Origin of the sequence: Christiangramia sp. LLG6405-1 (assembly GCF_045055805.1) — a bacterium.
Taxonomy (GTDB): Bacteria; Bacteroidota; Bacteroidia; order Flavobacteriales; family Flavobacteriaceae; genus Christiangramia.
Genome location: NZ_CP159330.1, coordinates 227654 through 250585, shown reverse-complemented (window position 1 = coordinate 250585; position 22932 = coordinate 227654). Strand labels below are relative to the sequence as shown.

The following is a 22932-nucleotide window of genomic DNA, read 5'->3' as shown; positions in this document are numbered from 1 at the left end:
TAATGCGCAAAAGAATCATCACTTTTTTGCTGCTGGTCTGCATGTCTTCCATGTATTCCCAGCAAGAATATTCTATTTTAAAAATTTCCCCGGAACTATTGGAAAATGCAGATGCGGTCGTTCGCAAGATGCACACAAAACTTGTTGTTGAAGACATAGATAAAGTGGTCGTACACACTACCCGTATTGTCACTGTTTTCAATGAGAATGGAGAATACTTCATTGATGCTTACCAGCATTATGATGAGGGTGATGGGATAGCAAAACAGCAGGCCATCATAATTGATGCTATGGGAAATGAAGTTGAAAAGTTCAGGAAAAAGGACTTTTCAGACGTTAGTGCTTTTGGCTCAGGGACCTTATTTGCAGACAATAGGGTTAGTTATATGGATTATAACGCCAGAAACTATCCATATACTGTTATTTATACCAGTGAATTTGAGAACGAAGACACTGTATTTCTCGATCAATGGTTTCCTCTGGAAGGTTATAATGTAAGTATTGAAGAATCTATTTTCGAACTTGAAAATCCTGATGCGCATGCACTAAGATTTCAGGAAAACAATTTCGATAAGGTTGCCATAGAAGATCATTCGGTTGAGAATCATTTCCTTTATAAACTGCGAAATGTCAAAGCGAGAAAACACGAAGATTTCGAACCTTCTTTACGCAGTACAACTCCAAACCTTTTGTTTAGCCTGGAAAAATTTGAGCTGAAGGGTGTTGCCGGAGAAACCAGGGACTGGAAACATTTTGGTAAATGGATGTATGATAATCTGGTTGCAGAACATGATCACCTTCCGGAGAGCACTATTAAGAAAATAGTGGATTTGACCAGCTCTGCCAGTAGTATTGAAGATAAAGCCAGGCTTATTTACCAGTACGTTCAGGAAAATACCCGTTATATTTCTGTGCAATATGGCATTGGAGGCTGGGAACCTGAAACTGCCATGAACGTGGACAGGCTGGGATATGGCGACTGTAAAGGATTAACGAATTATACCAAAGCCTTGCTTAAAAGTCAGGGTATCGAATCTTATTATACCGTAATCTATGGTGGAGATTCAAAGCGTCATATTAATCCGGATTTTACCATCATGCAGGGAAACCATGTGATCCTGAATATTCCTTCGGAAGATAGTACAGATCTGTGGCTGGAATGTACAAGCCAGACCACTCCATTCAATTATATGGGAGACTTCACAGATGATCGTTACGCGCTAAGGGTTACAGAAGAAGGTGGAGAGATCATACGTACCAGAAAATATGAAGTATCAGATAATGTGCAGGCGATAGAATGCGAGATTCAGCTGGATGAAAAAGGTAATTTTGATGCGGAATTCACCAGAATTTCAGAAGGCATTCCTTATGGTGATCGCTACGGATTAAAGAGAGAAACCGAAGATGATCTCAAAAAATATTATAGAAATGAATGGGGCAGACTTCAGAATCTGCATTTTGAGGACATTGCTTTTGAAGATGACCGGGTCGATATTCAATTTCAGGAGAAGCTGAAGTTCAGTGGTAGCAGGCTGGCGAGTCCTGCTGGAGAAAGATTACTGGTTCCGCTTAATTTTATTCAGCAGGGGAACATCATGAAGAAAACTTCACAGGAGCGAACCATGCCTTTTGTGTTCGAACGTGGGAAAACCTACAAAGATCATTTCAGCTTTAAGATTCCGCAAGGTTATGAGATCGAAGCATTACCTGGAAGTGACGAGATCGCTTCAGAATTTGGAGAATTCAGTATAAACATTAGCGCTTCCGAAGAAAATAAAAGTATAGAAGTAGAAAGAGTTCTCATTATTCACGAAGGGGAGTGGCCTAGTGAGCAATTCCAGAATTTTACCCAGTTTATCGACAAGGTAAACACCTTAAATAATTTAAAAGCAGTAATCGCAAAATCTGAAAAATCCTAACCATGACCAAATACCTTTTTATCCTCAGTTTCCTAATTCTGAGCAGCACGACCTATGCGCAAAATTATAAATTCGGAAAAGTATCCAAAAGTGAAGTTGCCCAAAAACAACACGATAAAGATCCTGATGCGAATGCTGCCGTTTTATATAAATATCAGCGTACTTACTACGATTATAAGCCAAATACCGGCTTTTTTGTGGTAACCGAATATCACGAGCGTATCAAGATCTACAACAAAGATGGTTTTGACTGGGCAACCCATAAGATCAGTGCCTATAAAGGAGGTTACGAGGAAAATGTTTCTGGAGTAAGAGGAGTAAGTTATAACCTGGAAAACGGAAAAGTTGAGGAAACCAAGCTTGATCGTAAGGATATTTATGAGAATGAGGCAAGCAAATATCGCGAGCTTACTACGTTCACCATGCCGGCAGTAAAAGAGGGAACGGTTATCGAATATGAGTATAAGAAAATCAGCGACCGAATCACGACCTCCATGGATCGTATCAATTTACAGTATACAATTCCTATTGACAAACTGAATATAAGCGTGACGATCCCCGAATATTTGAATTTTGGAGTTTATAACAATCCAAAAGCAGCTTTTTATGCTAAAATCAATCAGGGAACCAAGCCGTTTAAAAGATCCTTTTCTAATAATCAAAGAAATAGTTCGTACGGTGGAAAAGTTGTTAGCCATTCCACTAGTAACAGTGTGTTAGATTATATGCAGAACACTTATGAGATCGATCAGGAGGATATTCCTGCTCTGAAAGCTGAAAGTCATGTAGATTATATGGAGAATTACGCTGCATTTTTAGATTGGGAATTAAAGTTCACTAAGTTTCCAAATTCTCCTATTGATAATTATTCGCAAACCTGGGAAGGCGTTTCAAAGTCGATTTATAATGATAGCGGTTTCAACACAGAACTACGGAACCAGCGATTTTTTGATGATGAAATCGACGCTTTGCTTGGCACATTGACCAACCAGGAGCAAAAAATGAATAAGATCTTCAATTTTGTAAAGCAAAAGATGACCTGGAATGATTACGTGGGTTATATAGCTGAAAATGGGCTACGTGATGCTTACGAGGAGGGCATTGGAAATACCGGTGATATTAATCTTTTACTGGTTTCCATGCTGAAGTATGCTAATATCGATGCCAATCCAGTCCTGGTAAGTACGGTTAGTAATGGCACTCCTCTGTTTCCAACTAAAAATGGATTTAATTACTTGATTGCTGCCGCAAAAATTGGTGATAAAGTGATCCTGATGGATGCAAGTGATCCACTGGCGATTCCTGGGGAACTGCCCAAAAGAGCAAGAAACTGGCAAGGTAGATTGATTCGTGAAGATGGTACTTCAGAATGGGTGAATCTGCAACCTTTGTATTTTTCACAAAATAAAACCAGGCTGAATGTTCAGCTGGCAGAAGATGGAATTTCAGGTAAATACTTCAATAATCTCGATGCTCTTTATGCTAGAAACTTCAGGTTAAATCATGGGAATTTAAGCGATGCTACGGCAAACCTGGAATCGGCATTGAGCAACTATTCCATTTCCGAAGTAAAGATTGAAAACTTTGAAAAACTTGGAGAAGGAATTCACAATACCTATGAGTTCAATACCCAAAGCGGACAGGATGTAATTGGAGACAAGATCTATGTAAAGCCTATGTTGTTTGATGTAACTTCTGAAAATCCTTTTAAATCTGAAACCAGAACACTTCCAATCTATTTTGATTTTCCAATGAAGAAGCATCACCAGGTGAATATGTTGATCCCTGAAGGTTATGAGGTCGAATCGCTTCCGCAGAGTGCTATGGTGCAATTAAAGGATGCTGCCGGAGAGTTTAAATACCTGGTAAAGCACAGCAATAATGTGATAAGAATAGATTCTGAAGTGAACCTGGCGCAAACAATTTTTGCTGCGACAGACTATGAATACATTCAAAAGTTTTACGACAACATCATCAAAAAACAAAATGAAAGCATAGTTTTGAAGAAAATTTCAGCAGATGGACTTGAAGAACGCGCAGACAGCGGTAGATAACTGGATACAGGAACACGGAGTGCGATATTTCAACGAGCTTACTAATATGGCTCAATTAACAGAAGAAGTTGGAGAAGTTGCCCGTATCATTGCCCGTCGATATGGTGAGCAAAGCGAGAAAGAAAGCGATAAGGACAAAGATATTGGTGAGGAGCTGGCAGATGTAGTATTTGTAGTGCTTTGCCTGGCAAACCAAACTGGAATTAATTTGCAGGATGCATTTGATAAAAAGCTTGACCTTAAGACAAAACGAGATAGGGACAGGCATAAGAACAATGAAAAACTGCAATAATGAAGTTCAAAGAAATGGTTTCTGAACGTCCATTCTGGAAGTCGGTTTTCTGGTTAGGTCTTTCTTTTCTCGTATTGTATAATGTGATCACGATGCTATTCGAGTATGGCGGTTTCGAATTTACGAGGTTCTTTGAAGAGCGTACGGCAAATGGGAAATTAGCTCGTTTTATTATAGGACAGTTGATCGCTTCGTTCCTGTATGGGTTTATTTTGTCGTTTGGACAGTTTCGCAGTAAAGAAAAGAAAGAGTAATTTCGTAATTCATCTTTACGAACTCTCATGAATCTATCCCTACATTCCGAAAAAAAGAACCTGAAAGCAGCGCTTCAAATCACCGGTTCTAAAAGTGAATCGAATCGATTGCTCATTTTACAGGCATTGTACCCGGAAATTTCGATCGAAAATCTTTCGAATAGTGATGATTCTGAAGTTTTGAAGAAAGCTCTTGAAAAAGGGAACGGAATCATAGATATACATCACGCGGGAACGGCAATGCGTTTTCTAACAGCCTATTTTGCGGTGAAGGAAGGTTGTGAAGTTGAGCTTACCGGAAGCAAAAGAATGAAGGAGCGACCAGTCAGATTACTGGTGGATGCCTTACAACGTATGGGCGCCGACATCACTTACAAAAATGAGGTAGGTTACCCGCCTTTACTTATCAAGGGAAAAAAATTACACGCATCTTCAGTTAAGCTGGAAGCCAATGTGAGTAGCCAGTATATTTCGGCATTGATGCTTATAGGTGCGACATTACCGAAAGGGCTCGAGATCATTCTGGAAGGTCCCGTAACTTCCACGCCTTATATTCTTATGACGCTGGAAATTATCGAACAGGCTGGGATCAATGGTAAATTTGTAAAGGACAGGATATTTATTGAACCTCAGGAATCTGTTAAACCAGTAACTATTCCTGTGGAATCAGACTGGAGTTCTGCTTCCTACTTCTATAGTCTTGCGGCTATTTCTGAAACTGCGGAAATTAAACTTAATAATTACCGAAAGGAAAGCAGGCAGGGTGATTCTTCCCTTGCTGAAATTTATAAGCATTTTGGTGTGGAAACCATTTATACTGAAAATAGTATCACGCTGAAGAAGACAGGAAAGGCTCGTGCTCGAAGTCTTCGGGAAGATCTTCGTAATTCTCCGGATATCGCTCAAACTATCGCCGTTACCTGTCTTGCGACTAAAACCGAGTGTATGCTAACAGGTTTACATACTCTGAAGATCAAAGAAACTGATCGGCTGCAGGCTCTCAAGAATGAAATTGAGAAATTTGGTACAGAAGTCAGAATTACAGGGGATAGTCTTCAGCTAATTCCGAATCCTGATTTGAAGCAGGGCGTTGAGATCGAAACTTATAATGATCATCGAATGGCTATGGCCTTTGCTCCACTTGCGTTAAAGACCGATCTGCGCATTCTGGACGCTGAAGTTGTGTCCAAATCCTATCCAGATTTCTGGGAAGATCTTAAAGAACTTGGCTACACCTGTAAAGAATAGAATTATTCTATAAATAAACGGTCATTTACTTGACAACGCCTATGTTGAGATTGTATATTTGCAGCTTTTAAAACAGGAACTATGGGAATGAAACTTTCTAATTTCAATTTTGAACTGCCTCAGGAACTTTTGGCTGAATATCCTTCTGAAAACAGGGATGAAGCAAGGCTAATGGTTCTAAACCGTAAGGAGCAGACGATTGAACATAAAAAATTTAAAGATTTAATTGATTATTTCGAGCCGGAAGATGTGATGGTTCTTAATAATACGAAAGTTTTTCCTGCGAGACTCTTCGGAAATAAAGAGAAAACCGGAGCCAGAATTGAAGTTTTCCTACTTAGAGAGCTGAATCCTGAAACAAAATTGTGGGACGTACTTGTTGATCCTGCAAGAAAAATAAGAATTGGTAATAAATTATACTTCGGTGAAGACGAAAGTCTTGTTGCTGAAGTAATCGATAATACAACTTCAAGAGGTAGAACACTTCGTTTTCTTTATGATGGATCTTACAGTGATTTCAGACAAAAACTTAAAGAACTAGGGCAAACTCCTCTTCCGAAGTATATCAAGAGAGAAGTAGAGCCTGAAGACGAAGAAAGATACCAGACAATTTACGCTAAAAATGAAGGTGCTGTTGCAGCTCCTACTGCAGGACTTCACTTTTCCAAGCACTTACTAAAACGTTTGGAAATCAAAGGTGTTGATTTTGCTGAGGTTACACTTCACGTTGGACTGGGAACATTTAGCCCGGTGGAAGTAGAAGATCTTTCCAAGCATAAAATGGATAGTGAAGAAGCTTTTATTGAAAAGAATGCTACAGATGTTATCAACCAGGCGAAACGCGATAAGCGCAGAGTTTGTGCGGTTGGAACAACTGTAATGAGGGTTCTTGAGAGTGCTGTATCTTCAGACCAGACTTTAAACGAATTTGGTGGATGGACTAACAAGTTCATCTTTCCTCCATACGATTTCAATATTGCAAACTGTATGATTACTAATTTCCATACGCCAAAATCTACGTTATTGATGATGGTTTCTGCATTTGCCGGTCATGACTTTATGAAAAAGGCTTACGAAGAAGCAGTAAAGGAAAAATACAGATTCTATACCTATGGTGATGCAATGCTGATCATCTAATAAGTCGAAAATAAAATTTAAAGGCCATAATCCGATTTCGGTTTATGGCCTTTTTTGTAAGCTATTGTCTGGTAAAAGACTGAAGCTTCGGTAATAACTTTGTAATTTAGCAGCGTGAAAGACAGGAAAAAAGATATACGGGCATTAACCAAGCAGCAATTGCAGGAGTTCTTTGTGTCACAGGGAGATAAATCCTTTCGTGGAACTCAGGTCTATGAATGGCTTTGGAGTAAAGCAGCGCATTCTTTTGAGGATATGACGAACCTCTCGAAGTCTACCAGGCAAATGCTGGATGAGAACTTTGTGATCAATCATATTCGGGTGGATCGTATGCAGCGCAGCAGCGATGGTACGATAAAAAATGCGGTGAAATTACATGATTCACTTACAGTAGAGTCTGTATTAATCCCTACGAAAACAAGGACCACAGCATGTGTTTCTTCACAGGTTGGTTGTAGTCTTGATTGCCAGTTTTGTGCTACTGCAAAGTTAAAACGTATGCGTAACCTTAATCCTGATGAAATTTACGATCAGGTGGTTGCGATCGATAACGAAAGCAGGTTATATTTTGACCGACCTTTATCCAACATCGTATTCATGGGAATGGGTGAGCCTTTGATGAATTACAATAACGTAATGAAGTCTATTGAAAAGATCACTTCTCCTGAAGGTCTGGGTATGTCACCTAAAAGAATTACAATTTCAACTTCTGGCGTTCCTAAAATGATCAAAAAGCTGGCAGATGATGAAGCTAAGATAAAACTGGCAGTATCACTGCATTCGGCCAGAAACGAAGTGCGGACACAGATTATGCCTTTCAATGAAACTTTTCCGCTGGAAGATCTTAGAGAATCTCTGGAATACTGGTATTCTAAAACCGGAAGCCGAATTACTTACGAGTATATTGTCTGGAAAGATATTAACGACACCCGGGAAGATGCTCAGGCGCTGGTACGTTTCTGTAAATATGTTCCATGTAAGGTGAACCTTATTGAGTACAATCCAATTGATGATGGTAATTTCCAGCAGGCAGCTGGAGAAGCAACGAGAATGTACGAGCAAATGCTGGAAAGAAACAATATAACAGTAACGGTAAGACGTTCAAGAGGTAAGGATATTGATGCAGCCTGTGGGCAACTGGCGAATAAATCGGCTTAATAATAAAGGATAAAACCTCTTTAAAACTCTTATATTTACAGCCTTAATGAAGGTCATCTCTCAAATAAAGCTACCGGTAGAAAAAGAGATGGAACTTTTTGAAAAAAAGTTCTTCGAATCCATGTCTTCCAAAGTAGCCCTTCTAAACAGGATCACTCACTATATCGTAAACCGAAAAGGGAAGCAAATGCGTCCCATGTTCGTATTCCTGGTTGCCAAAATGGTTTCTGAAGGTAATGTGAACGAGAGAACTTATCGTGGCGCATCTGTCATTGAGCTAATACATACTGCCACCCTGGTACACGATGATGTTGTAGATGATTCCAATAGAAGGAGAGGTTTCTTCAGTATAAACGCTTTATGGAAGAATAAGATCGCCGTTCTTGTGGGTGATTATTTGTTAAGTAAAGGTTTACTACTTTCCATTGATAATAATGATTTTGATCTGCTGAAGATTATTTCTGTAGCTGTTCGCGAAATGAGCGAAGGTGAGCTGCTGCAAATCGAGAAAGCTCGAAGACTTGATATTACCGAAGCGATTTATTATGATATTATAAGACAGAAAACTGCAACGCTGATTGCTGCATGTTGTAGTCTTGGTGCGGCTTCTGTAAACCCCGAAAGTCCTGATGTTGCAAAAATGCGGAGATTTGGAGAACTTATAGGTATGGCCTTTCAGATCAAAGATGACCTCTTTGACTATGGAACTGAAAAGATCGGAAAACCTACGGGAATCGATATCAAGGAGCAAAAAATGACTTTACCCTTAATTTATACCTTAAATACTGTTTCTGAAAAAGATCAGAAGTGGTTGATCAATTCTGTCAAGAATCATAATAAGGATCGTAAAAGGGTAAGAGAAGTTATTGATTTCGTGAAAGACAATGGTGGACTGGACTACGCAGTTAAACGTATGAAAGAGTTTCAGAAAGAAGCACTCCTATTATTACAGGATTATCCAGAATCTGAATATCGGGACAGTTTAGAGTTAATGGTAAATTACGTTATAGAACGAAAGAAATAAAGCGACACATAGTGCCGCTTTTAGTACTACTGGACAGTATCATCTGTCGCTTCCTCATTATTTACATCGTCTGTATCGTGAATTTCTTCGTCGATTTCTTCACCAACTTTTTTAGCTCCGCGCTCGATCTTTTCTCCAGCTTCTCTCGCTCCATCTTCAATGTCATTTCCAATCGCTTCTGCTGCTTCTTCAGTCTTTTCCTGGGTTGTTTCTCGGCAGGAATACATAGAAATACTCATTGCAGCTAAGGCCAGGATCATTACAGTCTTTTTCATCATTTATAAATTTAGGGTTAAACTAAAAAAAGCCATTCAAATGAATGGCTTTAATCATATTAAGAAAGAAAATGATTACATATCATCATCACCGTTCATATCGTCAGTTCCTTCTACTTCTTCTTCCATTTCGGTTTCAGCGTTCTCAGCAGCATCTTCTACTTCCTGACCAGCTTCTTCCATTTCGTTTTCTACGTCTTCACCTGCTTGCTCCATGTCTGCTTCCACGTTCTCTTCAGTAGTTTCTCTACAAGAATAGATAGAAAGGCTCATTGATGCAACTGCAAATAATAATAAAAATTTTTTCATTGTAAAATGTTTAATTAGTTGAAGACACAAATTTAAACAAAATTTTATTATGCAAAAGGACTCTTTTCACTTAAATATTTCCAATATCTTTTAGGAACGTGTTGAATGTGAAGCCGCATATTTACTCGACTTTTGATGTTTGTGGAGTCAAAATATTCTTTCCATAAATGCTGAAAGTAGATTTCTCCTTCAGCAAAATAGTCTGGATTTCCGCCTGAGATGCCTATATCTTCAGGTAATTCCATCGAAACATATTCCGCCTTCTGAAGATCATAATGTACACCCAGTTTTCGTTTGAGATCATAGATCAACCATCGCTGGTCTGCATACCTGCTTTTGAAATGCTTCGTGATCACAGGCAACACATTAAAATCTGGTTCGATCACTGCGAAATAAAGGTCGTCTTTAGTAAGTCTGAATCTTATGAATGCCTCCATTCTATGCTTTTCCCGGCCAACCTGTTTTGCTGCTTTGGATATATCCAGCACTGACGGATGCGAATAATCCAGTTCTGCTTTCTCCTTAGAACTATAGACATACCGTATCATATCATACATCTTCAGTTCGATCCCGGGAATTTCACTCAGGAAAGAATAGTATAACCTGGTAAAACCGTTCGATGACAACTTTTTTTTCAACGATTTTAATACTCTCTGTACCTTGAAATCTTCAGTAATTACTTCCAGAGTATCACTAAAGAGTTGTTTTTGATCTTCTCCTTCAGGAATGATCTCTGCAATTTCCAGCTTCTGCTCATAGGCATTGAAAACACAGGTTAAAAATCCAGGAAAACTACCATCATATTTCAGTACAACGCTTTTCATTAAAATAAACTAAGTTGCTGATTAAATTCCTTTCGATATTTACTGAAGGAATTCTGAATAATTAATTGCTTTAAGTTTTCACTGCTTACATCTTTCAGTTCCTTTTCTCTGGCATCACAGGTAATAAAATATTTAGCGCGATTCATAGAGATGCCTATCTTTTGCAAATGCTCCCAATTCAATTTTCTAAATTTTCGTGCCTGAAGGATCTTATTAACCGACTTTAATCCAATTCCCGGAACGCGTAATAGTAACTGTTTATCCACTTTATTAATATCTACAGGGAACAAATGTCGGTTGCGAAGTGCATAACTCAGTTTAGGGTCTATATCCATTTCCAGATGTTGAAAATCATTATTCAAAAGTTCCCGGACATCATACCCATAGAAGCGCATCAACCAATCTGTTTGATAGAGCCGGTTTTCGCGCATCATAGGAACCTGGGTTCCTAATGCAGGTAACCGCGGATCATTACTAATTGGGACATAACCAGAGTAATAAACCCGCTTCATATTATAATTCTTATAAAAGAATGCCGATGAGTACATGATATCCCGATCGCTTTCACCGGTAGCTCCCACGATCATCTGAGTGCTTTGACCAGCAGGAGCGTATTTAGGTGTGCTTTTGATAAGTTTCGATTCAGATTTGTACTGAATGATCTCATTCTTCACCTTCTCCATTGGCTTCATGAAGTCCTCGTGTTTTTTCTCGGGAGCAAGTAGTTTAAGACCTGATTTTGTTGGGATCTCAATATTTACGCTTAGCCTGTCGGCATAGAGTCCAGCCTCTCTCATTAATTCATCACTGGCTCCAGGAATGCTCTTGAGATGTATATAGCCATTAAAGTTCTCTTCTTCCCTCAACTTTTTAGCTACCCGAATCAGTCTTTCCATCGTATGATCTGGACTCTTAAAGATTCCGGAACTAAGAAAAAGACCTTCGATGTAATTCCTACGATAAAAGCTTATGGTAAGATCTACAACTTCCTGTACTTTAAAAGCAGCTCTCTTAATATCATTAGACTTTCGAGTAACGCAATAAGCGCAATCGAATATGCAATGATTCGTAAGAAGGATCTTCAATAAGGAGACACACCGGCCATCCTGCGTATAGGAATGGCAAATCCCCATTCCTGAAGAATCGCCCAAACCTTTCTTAGTATTGGTTCGCTTGGATCCACTGCTTGAACATGAAACATCATATTTAGCAGCATCGGCAAGGATATTTAATTTTTCTTTTATTCGATCGAAATCCATAATTAGGAATTTATCCAAAAATAGGAAATATTCCATAACCATACTGACTCCTAAACGATAAACTATTAGCTCAAAAGATTAATTCTTTTTTAAATATTGATACCCTTCATAAGAATCTGGCTCCTCATCAGCTAGACGGGCAAAATTTTCATAGGCTTTTTTCACCTGAGCTTTTGGCGTAGTGGCGAATTCCACTTCGGTCACCTCGTAATTCTTCTGAAGTTCTTCTAACTCTAAATGTAGTTTCTTCTGAATATCAGCATACTTTTGATCACCATATAGATTGTTCAACTCTTTCGGATCTGTCTCAAGATCGTAAAGTTCCCATTCGTCAATATCATCGTAAAAATGGATAAGTTTATACCGATCTGTTCTTATTCCGTAGTGCCTTTTAACCATATGAAAAGCTGGAAAATCATAATAATGATAATAAATGGCATTTCTGAAGATCTTTTTTTCTTCAGAATTGGAAAGTAGAGGCTTAAGAGATTTACCCTGCATATTTTCAGGAATTTCAGCGCCGGCGTAATCCAGAAAGGTTGGAGCGAAATCGAGATTTTGAGTCAGTGCGTCGATGATAGTTCCTTTTGAAATCGCCTTAGGGTATTGTATAAGCAAAGGCATGGCTAATGACTCTTCATACATAAAACGCTTATCAAAAAAACCTTTCTCTCCCAAATAGAATCCCTGGTCTGTAGTATAAACGATAATGGTGTTCTCGGTAAGTCCTTCTGCATCCAGGTAATCCAGAATTTTTCCAACGCCTTCATCTACTGCCTGAACAGTTCCCATATAATCCCTCATATATCTTTGCCCTTTCCATTCCGCAAGATCTTTTCCTTTAAGATTAGCTTCATGAAATGCGTCATTTTTAGGTCGGTAGGCTTTATTCCAGTCGGCACGCTGAGCTTTAGTCATTCTATCAAAATCTGTCTTCCACGGATTATGTCTCAAAGAATCACTGCCTTTCTCAATGGTCATTTTGAGATCATGTCCTTCATACATGTCATTATAAATAGTTTGCAACTGATGCTTTGCAGCAAGTTGATTTTCATGTTTACTGTAAAAACTTTCTGGAAGTGGAAATTGAATAGAATCGTAGGTATTGATGTGCCTTATTGGCGGCATCCAGTTTCTATGTGGAGCCTTATGATGAACCATCAGGAAGAAAGGTTTTTTCTTTTCTTCGGAATCACGGTTCTGTAACCACTCTATACTCATATTAGTAATGAGGTCTGTTGCATACCCTTCTACTACGCTGGTGTCGTTTTTGGTAATAAACTCGGGGTTGTAATAATTCCCCTGGTCATTAAGAATCTGCCAGTGATCGAAACCCTCTGGCTTACCATGCAAATGCCATTTTCCAACTATAGAGGTATTATATCCTGCATTTCGAAGATATTTTGGCAGTGTAGGCTGTGAACCATCGAAGGTGTCTCCATTCATTCTGAAGCCATTGATGTGACTGAATTTTCCAGTTAAGATCACAGCCCTGCTGGGTCCACAAATAGAATTCGTGCAGAAATTATTTAAAAAGCGGGCTCCGTTGTTTGCAATCCGGTCAATATTTGGAGTGGGCGCCAGCTGACTTACCGGATGTCCATAGGCACTTATAGCCTGAGCGGCATGATCATCTGTCATTATAAAGATGATATTAGGCTTTATATCTGCAATTGGATCTTCAGAAGTTTTTTTCTGGCAGGATTGCAAGAGGATCAAGGATAGAAGAGTCAGAAAGTGAATAGGCGATATTCGATGTAGCATTGAGGTAGATTTTGTACTGAGGAAAAATACGAAAGTTTTATAGGAATTGTTTAATTTTCACCTGCTCATAGCATGCACAATTACCTGTACGAAATGATTCATAAAATTTTTAAAATACTGATAATCATATGTGTAACCCTAAATGGTGCTTATTCTCAGGAACTACTTCCACCTATACAAAACTATAAACCAGCTTTATATGACGCTGCCAGCCAGAATTGGGATATTGCTGTAGACGACCGTGGGGTGATTTTCGCTGCGAATAATCAGGGTCTTCTTGAATATGATGGATTAAGTTGGGAATTACATAAGCTTAAAAGTGGTTCTATCATTCGATCGGTATTTCCAAAAGGAGAGAGAATATATACAGGATCTTTCAGAGAATTTGGTTACTGGCAAACCGATGAAAAAGGTAAAATGGTTTATCACTCCTTGAGTGAATTAATGGACGGACTGGAATTGCAGAGTGATGAATTCTGGAGCATCCAATCCCTGGGTGAAACTATTTACTTCAGATCTTTTGGAGGTGTTTTCAAATATGAGAATAATGAGATCTTAAAAGTTCAGAACCATGTTTCCACCGCGATGGAGGTTTTTAAAGATCGGTTGGTAATTGCCGAAAGAGGTAAGGGAATATATTATTTAACGAATGATAATACCAGGCAGGAACTGGAAGGAGATCTTTCAGCTCTGGAAGGTTTAAACATTGTAGAATTATTCGCTCTAAACGATACCTTATATATAGGGAGTAAAAATTCTTTTTTTATTTATTCCGCAGGGGAATTAACAAAGATCGAGGACTTAGAACTGAATGAATTTCTTTCAGAGTCTGAGCTTAACCATATTCTGAGCGTTTCAGATGAAAAAGTTCTTATTGGGACGATCAAAAATGGGGTAGCGGAATACGATCTTAAAACTAAAGAACTCCGGTTTTATAATCGTATTGAAGGTTTACAAAACAATACAGTTTTAGGAATGAGCTATCATCAGGGTAATTTATGGCTGGCATTGGACAAAGGAATAGATAAACTTGATCTTGATTCACCTTTAAAGTTCTTTACAGATCATTCTGGTGAACTAGGCGCTGTTTATGATATTGAAGAGTTTGGAGGTAAAACATATCTGGCTAGTAATACCGGTGTACATACTTTTCAAGATGGGAAGATGAGATTACTGGAAGGAAGCCAGGATCATGTCTGGAATCTTGAAGTTCTGGATGATCAACTTTTCGTGAATCATAATACAGGCATCTATCAGGTACAAAATGATCAGTTCATTCCAGTTAAGAAAAGAACGGGTAGTTTCTGTATAGAGCAAGTGCCCGGTAGTGAAAGTCTTTATTTGCTGGGAGAGTATACGGGAATTAGTATCTACGATCAAAAAACTGGAGCAGTAAGCGAAATGGATGGAGTGAACTTTCCAGTGAAGCAAATTGTATTTGAGAATGATCAGGTACTATGGGCAGCCCACCCTTACGAAGGTTTATACCGAATTACACATAATAATTTTCAAAATGTAGAAGTCCAGAAACTTCCTGCACTAGGAGAAACTGAAAACTACAGAGTAAGCTTATATAAGCTGAACGGCCAGATCATTTGCTTTGTCAATGCGAACTGGTACAGGTATAATCCATTTAAGGAGACTTTTGAAGATTTTACAGAATTTAAAGATCATCAAGGTTTGAGATTGCTTCAGGATACAAGCGATTCCTTTGTTTTTAATGATGAAGAAGATGGGAGTGTAATATTCACAGATTTCGATAAACACAAACTTAGACTTTCTGCTGGTGTCCTTGATAACAGGCTGGTGAAGGCTAACGAAAACCTAACCAGACCGAATGACTCCACATTTTATATAACCTTAAACGATGGATTTGCTAAACTGAATTTTTCAGCCTTTAAAAAGCTTGAACCTGAAGATTGGGAATCGCTGGCTTTCATAAAAAAGTTCAGTGATGATGATGGGTACTATGATCTTAGTTCTTCTCCAACCTTAAAATACAGAACATCCGGAAATATTAACGTACAGGTTGGAGCTCCAAATCTTAATCTGAATGAACTCTCCTATAAACTAAAAGGCGATGAAGAATATACCGGCGAAATAGGTAGTGATGGCTGGTTAAATCTTAGAAACCTCTCTTATGGTGATTATGCATTGGAGATCATTCATGAAAGTGAGCAGGATAGAGAGAAAGTTCTGGCGAAGTACTCCTTTGCAATAGCGCCTCCATGGTATTTGTCTGCGTGGATGAAAGCCTTATATGTATTGCTGGTTATAGCTCTTATCGCTGTTGTCTTTCTAATTAACAAAAGAAAGCTGAGAAAACATCAAAAGCAACTGGAAGAAAAATTTGAGGATGAGCACCAGGAAAGATTGGCAAGAATAGAACATGATCGCCTGGTTGATGAAATTGACCTGAAAAGAAAAGAACTGGCAAACACTACTATGATGGCTGCAAAGAAGAATGAAATACTTATGGAAATACAGAGTGAGCTTTCCAAAGATAAAAATTCATTCTCCAACCAGTACAGGATGAAACATATCATGAACAAAATCAATGCCGCTGTTAAAAGTAAAGATGAATGGAAAGTCTTTGAAACTAACTTTAATGAAGTTCATGAAGATTTCTTTAAGGATATTCTCGCCGAGTATCCAAAACTGTCTGGTAAAGATCTCAAACTTTGTTCTTACTTGAAAATGAATTTAAGCTCGAAAGAAATTGCTCCATTAATGGGAATTTCTGTTCGGGGAGTTGAGGTTCACAGGTATCGATTACGAAAGAAAATGGCACTCGAAAGCGATGTGAATTTGACAAAATTCCTGATAAAGAATTTCTAAATTATCAGTAAATAGTCATAAATATTACAAAATTTTAGTACTACAACACTACATCAACTAGAAAAACTTTTGATTTCAAATTACTTCAAAACTATTGTAAACCTTTATTGACGAGGTAGTTAAACTGATATTATACTTGAAGTAGTAGATGTGTACTATAACGTTTGCGTAAAATTTGAGCTTGGATGTATATTGTGACTTCAAATAAGCATAAACACCCAACAAGTATGAAGGTAAAATTACTATTAGCCTGTGTGATTTTTGGAGTATGTTCTGTACTCGCTCACGCACAGCAAACAAAAACCATTTCTGGTATTATTACAGACACAGGTGGTGTTCCATTACCAGGTGCAGAAATTAAAGTAACAGATAAGGATATTTTTGATGTTACAGACTTCGATGGTAACTTCAGCCTCGAAGGTGTCGAAGAAGGTGATACATTCAGAGTTACATTCTTAGGATTTAAACAACAAACCATTCAGGTTACTTCTAATAATGAGTATAGTATTTCTCTGGAAGAAGATGCTGGGCAATTAGACGAAGTTGTGGTCGTTGGATATGGTACTCAGAAAAAAAGAGACCTTACCGGAGCGATCGTTTCAGTAGATTCCGAAGAAATTGAAAAGACTCCTACTTCGAATGTGATGCAGTCATTACAAGGTAAAGTTTCTGGTGTGCAGATAGTAAGTGCTGGTTCTCCGGGGGATTCACCTACAGTAAGAATTAGAGGTCTTGGTACTTACCAGGATGCAACGAATGTACTTTATGTAGTAGACGGTACATTATATGACAATATCGATTTCCTGAATACAAAGGACATCAAGTCAATAAACATTCTAAAAGATGCTTCTTCTTCTGCTATATATGGAGTAAGAGCGGCTAACGGGGTAGTGATTATCGAAACCAAATCTGGTAAGAAGAATCAAGCACCTCAAATTGAGTATGACGGTTATACAGGGATACAAAGAGCTCAAAATGTTCTGAAAATGGCAAATGCCGAGCAGTTTACTACGATGGCGTACGAATCTGGTTCTGCTCCAGATGTACAATTTGTATTAAACGCTATGGAACGTTATGGTCGTAGTAGGATCAATCCTAATGTACCTGCGGTAAATACAGATTGGTACGAAGAAGTACTCCGTGATGGGATTATTCAAAATCATAGTATTGGAATCACCGGAGGAGCAGATAAAGTAACTTACTCCTTAGGAGCCAACTATTTCGGACAGGAAGGGATTCTTGATATGAAAAATGAATATGAGAGATTCAACCTTAGATCTAAAATTGATGTAGACGTTACAGATCGTTTTAAAGCCGGGGTGAATACGGTTTTCAGTAATGCTACAAAATATGCTCCGGAAAATGCAGCGTGGTTTAAATCATATTTCGCGGTACCAATTATGCCGGTACTTGATCCTACGAATACAGATGCGCAGCCAATTCCTTATTCAAATGCTCAAAACCTTGGTTACCGTGGAACTCAGAATCCATTTACAGATCTTACTTTTAATGAGAACAGGCTTAAAATTAGAAAGATTTTAGCCAGTGTATATTTTCAATATGAGGTGATTCCTGAATTACTTGATTTCAAAACGACCTATAGTCACAACTATTCAGCATTGGAAGAGCGTTATGTAGATCTTCCATATACTTTAGGAAATAATGTAGAAAGAAGATCAAGTATTACAAGAGTAAACAATACTTTTTCAAATCAATACTGGGATAATATCCTAACTTATCAAAATGAGTTTGGCGATCATGATCTTACCGTGATGGCTGGTGCTTCTTATCGTGATGAGGCTAGCAATGGTTTTTCTGCAACAGGAACCGATATCGCAGGTATTAAACTTGAATCAAGCTGGTATCTGGATTTTGCAGATAATGAGTCTTTTAATAATAACGTAAGTGAAATTGGAAGAAGATATTACGGGATCTCTTACTTCGGAAGGATTGCCTACAATTTTGATGATAAGTATCTTCTCTACGGAACTTTTAGAGCAGATGGTTCTTCCAAATTCACCAAAGATCCATGGGGTTATTTCCCTTCAGTTGGAGCTGGTTGGGTAATTTCTGAAGAAGAATTTATGGAGGATAACGGAATTGTCGATTTTCTGAAGCTTAGAGCGAGCTGGGGAAAACTGGGTAATGATAATGTTGCTGCCAGTGATGGATCAAATACCATTGCAGTAATTACTGCTGCCCTTGGTGAACAACCGGTTTCAGGAATAACTTCTACCAGTGTGTTCTCTAACAATACCTGGGAAATCATCGAAGAAAAGAACTTCGGTCTTAATATAGAAGCTTTAGATAACAGGTTGTCTATAGATGCAGATTACTACATAAGAGATACTAAGGATGCCATACTGCCGGTTTTTATTCCTATCATTAATCGAAGTGTAAATCAGAATTCAGGAACTATCAGGAATGAAGGTCTGGAACTGGCCGTAAACTGGAACCAGTCTGTGAACGATGATTTTAGTTATAGAATTGGTGCAAACTTTACCACTATCAATAATGAGGCTTTAGAAATTGCCAATGAAAGTGGTTATATTGATTCAGGTTCAGCAGAATTTCGTCAAAGAACACAGGAAGGTGGTCCTCTTTTCGCCTTTTACGGTTATGAAAGAACAGGAGTTTACCAGAATCAGGCCCAGGTTGATGCAGATCCAATTGCAGTGAATAATGGTCTTGTTCCCGGAGATCTTATCTTTAAAGATCAGAACGGTGATGGTGTCATTGACGACGCAGATAGAGTTATTCTTGGATCGTTTCTTCCAGATTTTACATTTGGTGGAAATATAGGATTCAACTATAAGAACTGGGATTTCTCTACAAGTTTTTATGGACAGGTTGGAAACGAGATCCTAAACCGTAAGCGTGGGGAGATTATATTTACAAATGATACGAACATGGATGCAGATCTTGCAATTAACAGATGGCATGGTGAAGGAACAAGTAATACGTATCCATCTTCAGCAGGATTGCGTAAGGTGTGGAACCAGAAATTAAGTGACTTCTGGGTAGAAGAAGGAGATTTCTTCAGAATACAGAATATTCAGTTTGGATATACTATCAACAGTCCATCATTGCCTGAAACCAGGTTATATTTTACAGCAGAAAGACCTTTCACTTTCTTTGATTACAATGGTTTTGATCCTGAAGTATCAAATGGAGTAGACAGACAAACCTATCCAATACCTTCAGTATATACTATTGGACTAAACATTAAAATTTAAAAAAAACACGATATGAAAAGAATTGAAACAACAGTAATTCTTGGCGTATTTTCTATGCTTTTCCTTGCTACTGCAATTTCGTGTAGCGATAAGCTGGATACGCGGGAAGGTCAGCTAAATACTGGCGACCTCGATTATACAAATACCAGTGATATGATCCAGCCTGTTATTGGAGCTTACTATGAGTTTTCGACAAGAGGATGGGAAGAACCTTTACTTCTTGGAGTGAGAGGAGATGACGTAAATGCCGGAGGAGAAGGGGATCAACAGCCATTTTCTGCGACAGATCAATTTACCTACGATAAAGATTACTGGATGTACAATTCTCTTTGGAATGTACATTATAACGATATCGTCAATATGAACACTGCGATCCTTCAGGTAGAATCTTTTAAAGAATTTGCTGAAGGAAATGATATAGCAAAAGCAGATCAGTATATCTCAGAGATCAGTGTCCTAAGAGCCTGGTTTCATTTAAACCTGGCGAGAACCTGGGAAAATGTATTTATCATTACTTCAAATCAACCGGGCAGCGAAGTAGAAGCTGGACCAGCTTCGAAAGCTGAAGTTATGCAGTGGATTGTTGATCAAATGAACGAAGCAATTCCGAATCTGCCTGATATGAGACCTAACCAGAGAACAGATATTCCTGGTGGAGTGACGAAATATACCGCCTTGGCCATACAGGCATTGGCATACCAGGAACTGGAAGATTATCAGGGTGTCGCAACTTCAACAGGAGAGATCATCAATAACGGTGGATTCTCTCTGTATAATGATTTCTATCAGCTATTCAAAAAACCTGGAGAGCTGAGTGATGAAAGTCTTTTAGAGATGCAATATTCGGATTTTGGACAGGAGAGCGGAGGAGAAGTTTATCATCTATACGCACCATTTGGACCTTCCAACTGGACGCCTGCAAGAGAAAATGCCAGTAGTGGTTGGGGATTCTACGAGCCAAGCATGAAGTGGATCGAGTTTATGATAGACAGAGGAGAAGAAAGACGTTTAGAAACTTCAGTTCTATTTACAGACAGAGGTATCGCTGTCTTAGAAGCAAATGGAGTGAGCGTACCAGGTTTTATAGATAATACTACAGAATCTGGTGATGTGATCAATGATTATGCACGTGCGCTTTTTGCCAGCGGAAAACACTATTTACCTTCAGTACAACTTACCGATGGTAGAAATGATTATGGTGCCGGAAAGAACAGTCTTGTAATTAGATATGCTGAAATCTTATTAATGTATGCAGAAGCCGTAACTCAGGGTGCTTCAGCTTCAGCCATATCAGCAGATGAAGCGGTGAACCTGGTAAGAGAACGAGCAGGAATATCATCAATTTCCGGAGTAACGACTCAGGATGTGATTGATGAAAAATTTGCTGAACTGGCAATGGAATGGGGTAAACGTTATTATGACCTTATTAGATTAGATCAGTATGATGAGTTGAGCTATGATGGCAGAAACTTTTCAGCAGCCAATGAATATTTGCCTTATCCACAGGCACAGGTGGACGCTTTACCTCTAAATGCCACGGCAGTTGATAGGAATACAGTGATGAATGAGATTTTGAACCAACTAAACTAATCTAAAAATGAAAAAATTCAGCATATATTTTCTTGGGTTGCTATCGCTTTTCTTCACGATCACATCCTGTGAGTATGAAGGAATAGATCCAATCACAGAAGTAGATCCAGGTCCAGATCAGGGCGCTCCGGAAGTAACTATATCCTCTCCGGCAGATGGTAATGTAATCAAGGTACTGGATGAAGTTTCCAGTATCGTTATCAAATTTGGAGTTGAGGATGATATTGAAGTAGCCATGGTAGAAGTCCTGGTGAATGACAATGTGATCGCAAGCATGAGCGAATTCATGGATTACAGGATCGTTAACAAGGAAGTTGTTTTTGATAATGTAACCAACGGAGAACATACTGTTACGGTTAGAGCAACAGATCTTGAAGGGAATGTAACATCCAAGACAGTGAACTTTAGTAAGGAACCACCTTATACACCAAAATTCGAAAATGAACATTTATATATGCCCTTTGATGGTGATTATGTAGACCTTATTACGCTAAGAAGTTCAGATGTTACTGGTAATCTTAGCTTTGCAGGGGAGTCTTTTGGAGGTTCCAATGCCTTTGCAGGATCACCAGATTCATGGTTGGAATTCCCATTTAATGGATCTGTGGGAACAGAATTTACTGCAGCTTTTTATTATAAGGTTAGTGGTGATCCATCCAGAGCAGGGATTCTTGTAGCTGGAGCAGATGAAAACCGTACTCAGGGCTTCAGATTATTTAGAGAAGGAAGTGCTGATGAGCAAAGAATTAAACTGAATATAGGAACCGGAGCAGCTGAAAGCTGGAATGACGGTGGAGTTATTGATGTTAATGCCGGAGAATGGGTGCATGTTGCCTTTACGGTGACCGAGTCCCAATCGACCATTTATCTTAATGGTGTCGCTATGAATACCGGGAATCTTGCTGCGCCTATCGACTGGACGGGAGTTGAGCAACTTACCATTGGTGCTGGTGGCGAAACCTTTAGTTACTGGGATCATAAGTATGACAGCAGTGCACTTGATGAATTGAGAATTTTTGACAAGGCGCTCAGCCAGGATGAAATTTCAAATCTTATCAATGCTTCTTCTGAAACTCTAAAAATATCATTTGATGGTTCTTACCAGGATGCTGCGAGTAATCGTGAGATCGCAACTGTTGGGAGTCCAGGTTATGCTGGTGAAGCTGCTTCAGGATCGAATGCCTATGCTGGTGCCGCAGATTCTTATTTAACTGCTTCTACGGAAGGGCTTACGTCTTCGCAATTTAGTGCCACTTTCTGGTACAAGGCAGACGCAACGAACGATCGCGCTGGAATTTTAACGATGGCTGCTGCAGACTCAGAGAATCCTGATGCTCAGAATAATCGTACCAAAGGTTTCAGACTATTTAGAGAAGGAAATGCTGAAGAACAACGTATAAAACTAAACGTTGGAACCGGCGATGGCGAAAGCTGGAATGATGGTGGAGTAGTAGACGTAACCGCTGGAGAGTGGGTGCATGTAGCTTTTACTATTTCAGAAACTGAAACCGTGATCTATCTTAACGGCGAAGCCGTAAATACAGGTACTCTTGCTTCACCAATAGACTGGACAGGAGCAGATCTTCTTTCTATCATGTCTGGAGCTCCAAGATTTACCGGCTGGGGTCACCTTGCCGATACCAGCTATATGGATGAGCTAACATTCTTCAATAAAGTACTTACCGAAGATGAGATCGAATCCATGATGGCTCAGGAATAATTTGTTTACAGGCTTCGGAGTATCACTCCGA

Annotated in this window: 17 protein-coding genes; 12 read left to right on the top strand and 5 right to left on the bottom strand. The window is 38.9% G+C overall.

From position 1 onward, the window contains the following. Positions 1–2: 2 nt before the first annotated feature. The 8 genes from ABVM50_RS01160 to ABVM50_RS01125 all read left to right on the top strand — a co-directional run bounded on the left by ABVM50_RS01160 (position 3) and on the right by ABVM50_RS01125 (position 9086). Positions 3–1919, top strand: coding sequence for a transglutaminase family protein (locus tag ABVM50_RS01160; protein ID WP_405199601.1), 1917 nt, complete (start codon positions 3–5; stop codon positions 1917–1919). Positions 1920–1921: 2 nt separating this feature from the next. Continuing rightward, positions 1922–3973: a DUF3857 domain-containing protein gene (locus ABVM50_RS01155; RefSeq protein WP_405199600.1), complete on the top strand. Its 2052-nt coding sequence runs from the start codon at positions 1922–1924 to the stop codon at positions 3971–3973. Continuing rightward, positions 3939–4265 carry a nucleotide pyrophosphohydrolase gene (locus ABVM50_RS01150; protein ID WP_405199599.1) on the top strand — a complete coding sequence of 109 codons (327 nt, stop codon included), beginning with the start codon at positions 3939–3941 and terminating at the stop codon, positions 4263–4265. The genes ABVM50_RS01155 and ABVM50_RS01150 overlap by 35 nt, the downstream gene beginning before the upstream one ends. Next, positions 4265–4519, top strand: coding sequence for a hypothetical protein (locus ABVM50_RS01145; protein ID WP_141878569.1), 255 nt, complete (start codon positions 4265–4267; stop codon positions 4517–4519). The genes ABVM50_RS01150 and ABVM50_RS01145 overlap by 1 nt, the downstream gene beginning before the upstream one ends. Before the next feature lie 27 nt (positions 4520–4546). Then, the gene (aroA, locus tag ABVM50_RS01140; protein WP_405199598.1) at positions 4547–5767 is read left to right on the top strand and encodes a 3-phosphoshikimate 1-carboxyvinyltransferase; all 1221 of its coding nucleotides are present in this window, start codon (positions 4547–4549) and stop codon (positions 5765–5767) included. Positions 5768–5854: 87 nt separating this feature from the next. Further along, a complete protein-coding gene (gene queA / locus ABVM50_RS01135; protein ID WP_141879243.1) occupies positions 5855–6904 on the top strand; it encodes a tRNA preQ1(34) S-adenosylmethionine ribosyltransferase-isomerase QueA in 1050 nt (349 codons plus the stop codon). Positions 6905–7018: 114 nt separating this feature from the next. Next, the gene (gene rlmN / locus ABVM50_RS01130) at positions 7019–8062 is read left to right on the top strand and encodes a 23S rRNA (adenine(2503)-C(2))-methyltransferase RlmN (protein WP_295180542.1); all 1044 of its coding nucleotides are present in this window, start codon (positions 7019–7021) and stop codon (positions 8060–8062) included. A gap of 46 nt (positions 8063–8108) precedes the next feature. After that, the gene (locus ABVM50_RS01125; RefSeq protein ID WP_405199597.1) at positions 8109–9086 is read left to right on the top strand and encodes a polyprenyl synthetase family protein; all 978 of its coding nucleotides are present in this window, start codon (positions 8109–8111) and stop codon (positions 9084–9086) included. A 26-nt stretch (positions 9087–9112) separates the two neighbouring features. Here the strand turns inward: ABVM50_RS01125 and ABVM50_RS01120 are convergent, their stop codons facing one another. The 5 genes from ABVM50_RS01120 to ABVM50_RS01100 form a co-directional block, all read right to left on the bottom strand. Next, on the bottom strand, positions 9113–9361 hold the full coding sequence (locus tag ABVM50_RS01120) for a hypothetical protein (RefSeq protein ID WP_141878565.1): 249 nt from the start codon (positions 9359–9361) through the stop codon (positions 9113–9115). A 75-nt stretch (positions 9362–9436) separates the two neighbouring features. Then, complete coding sequence (locus ABVM50_RS01115; protein WP_405199596.1) at positions 9437–9670, bottom strand: hypothetical protein; 234 nt, start codon at positions 9668–9670, stop codon at positions 9437–9439. A gap of 47 nt (positions 9671–9717) precedes the next feature. Further along, positions 9718–10494: a TIGR03915 family putative DNA repair protein gene (locus ABVM50_RS01110; protein WP_405199595.1), complete on the bottom strand. Its 777-nt coding sequence runs from the start codon at positions 10492–10494 to the stop codon at positions 9718–9720. After that, entirely contained in the window at positions 10494–11753 is a 1260-nt protein-coding gene (locus ABVM50_RS01105; RefSeq protein WP_405199594.1) for a putative DNA modification/repair radical SAM protein, read from the bottom strand. The genes ABVM50_RS01110 and ABVM50_RS01105 overlap by 1 nt, the downstream gene beginning before the upstream one ends. 78 nt (positions 11754–11831) lie before the next feature. Then, positions 11832–13517 carry a sulfatase gene (locus ABVM50_RS01100; protein WP_405199593.1) on the bottom strand — a complete coding sequence of 562 codons (1686 nt, stop codon included), beginning with the start codon at positions 13515–13517 and terminating at the stop codon, positions 11832–11834. A gap of 93 nt (positions 13518–13610) precedes the next feature. Here ABVM50_RS01100 and ABVM50_RS01095 point away from each other — a divergent pair, with 93 nt between their 5' ends. The 4 genes from ABVM50_RS01095 (at position 13611) to ABVM50_RS01080 (ending at position 22901) form a co-directional block, all read left to right on the top strand. Continuing rightward, complete coding sequence (locus ABVM50_RS01095) at positions 13611–16355, top strand: LuxR C-terminal-related transcriptional regulator (protein WP_405199592.1); 2745 nt, start codon at positions 13611–13613, stop codon at positions 16353–16355. 227 nt (positions 16356–16582) lie between these two features. Further along, complete coding sequence (locus tag ABVM50_RS01090; protein ID WP_405199591.1) at positions 16583–19591, top strand: SusC/RagA family TonB-linked outer membrane protein; 3009 nt, start codon at positions 16583–16585, stop codon at positions 19589–19591. Between the two features lie 12 nt (positions 19592–19603). Further along, positions 19604–21181, top strand: coding sequence for a RagB/SusD family nutrient uptake outer membrane protein (locus ABVM50_RS01085; RefSeq protein ID WP_405199590.1), 1578 nt, complete (start codon positions 19604–19606; stop codon positions 21179–21181). A 7-nt stretch (positions 21182–21188) separates the two neighbouring features. Next, positions 21189–22901 (top strand): LamG-like jellyroll fold domain-containing protein, encoded by a 1713-nt coding sequence (locus ABVM50_RS01080; protein WP_405199589.1) that lies wholly within the window; start codon positions 21189–21191, stop codon positions 22899–22901. The last annotated feature ends 31 nt before the right edge of the window (positions 22902–22932 follow it).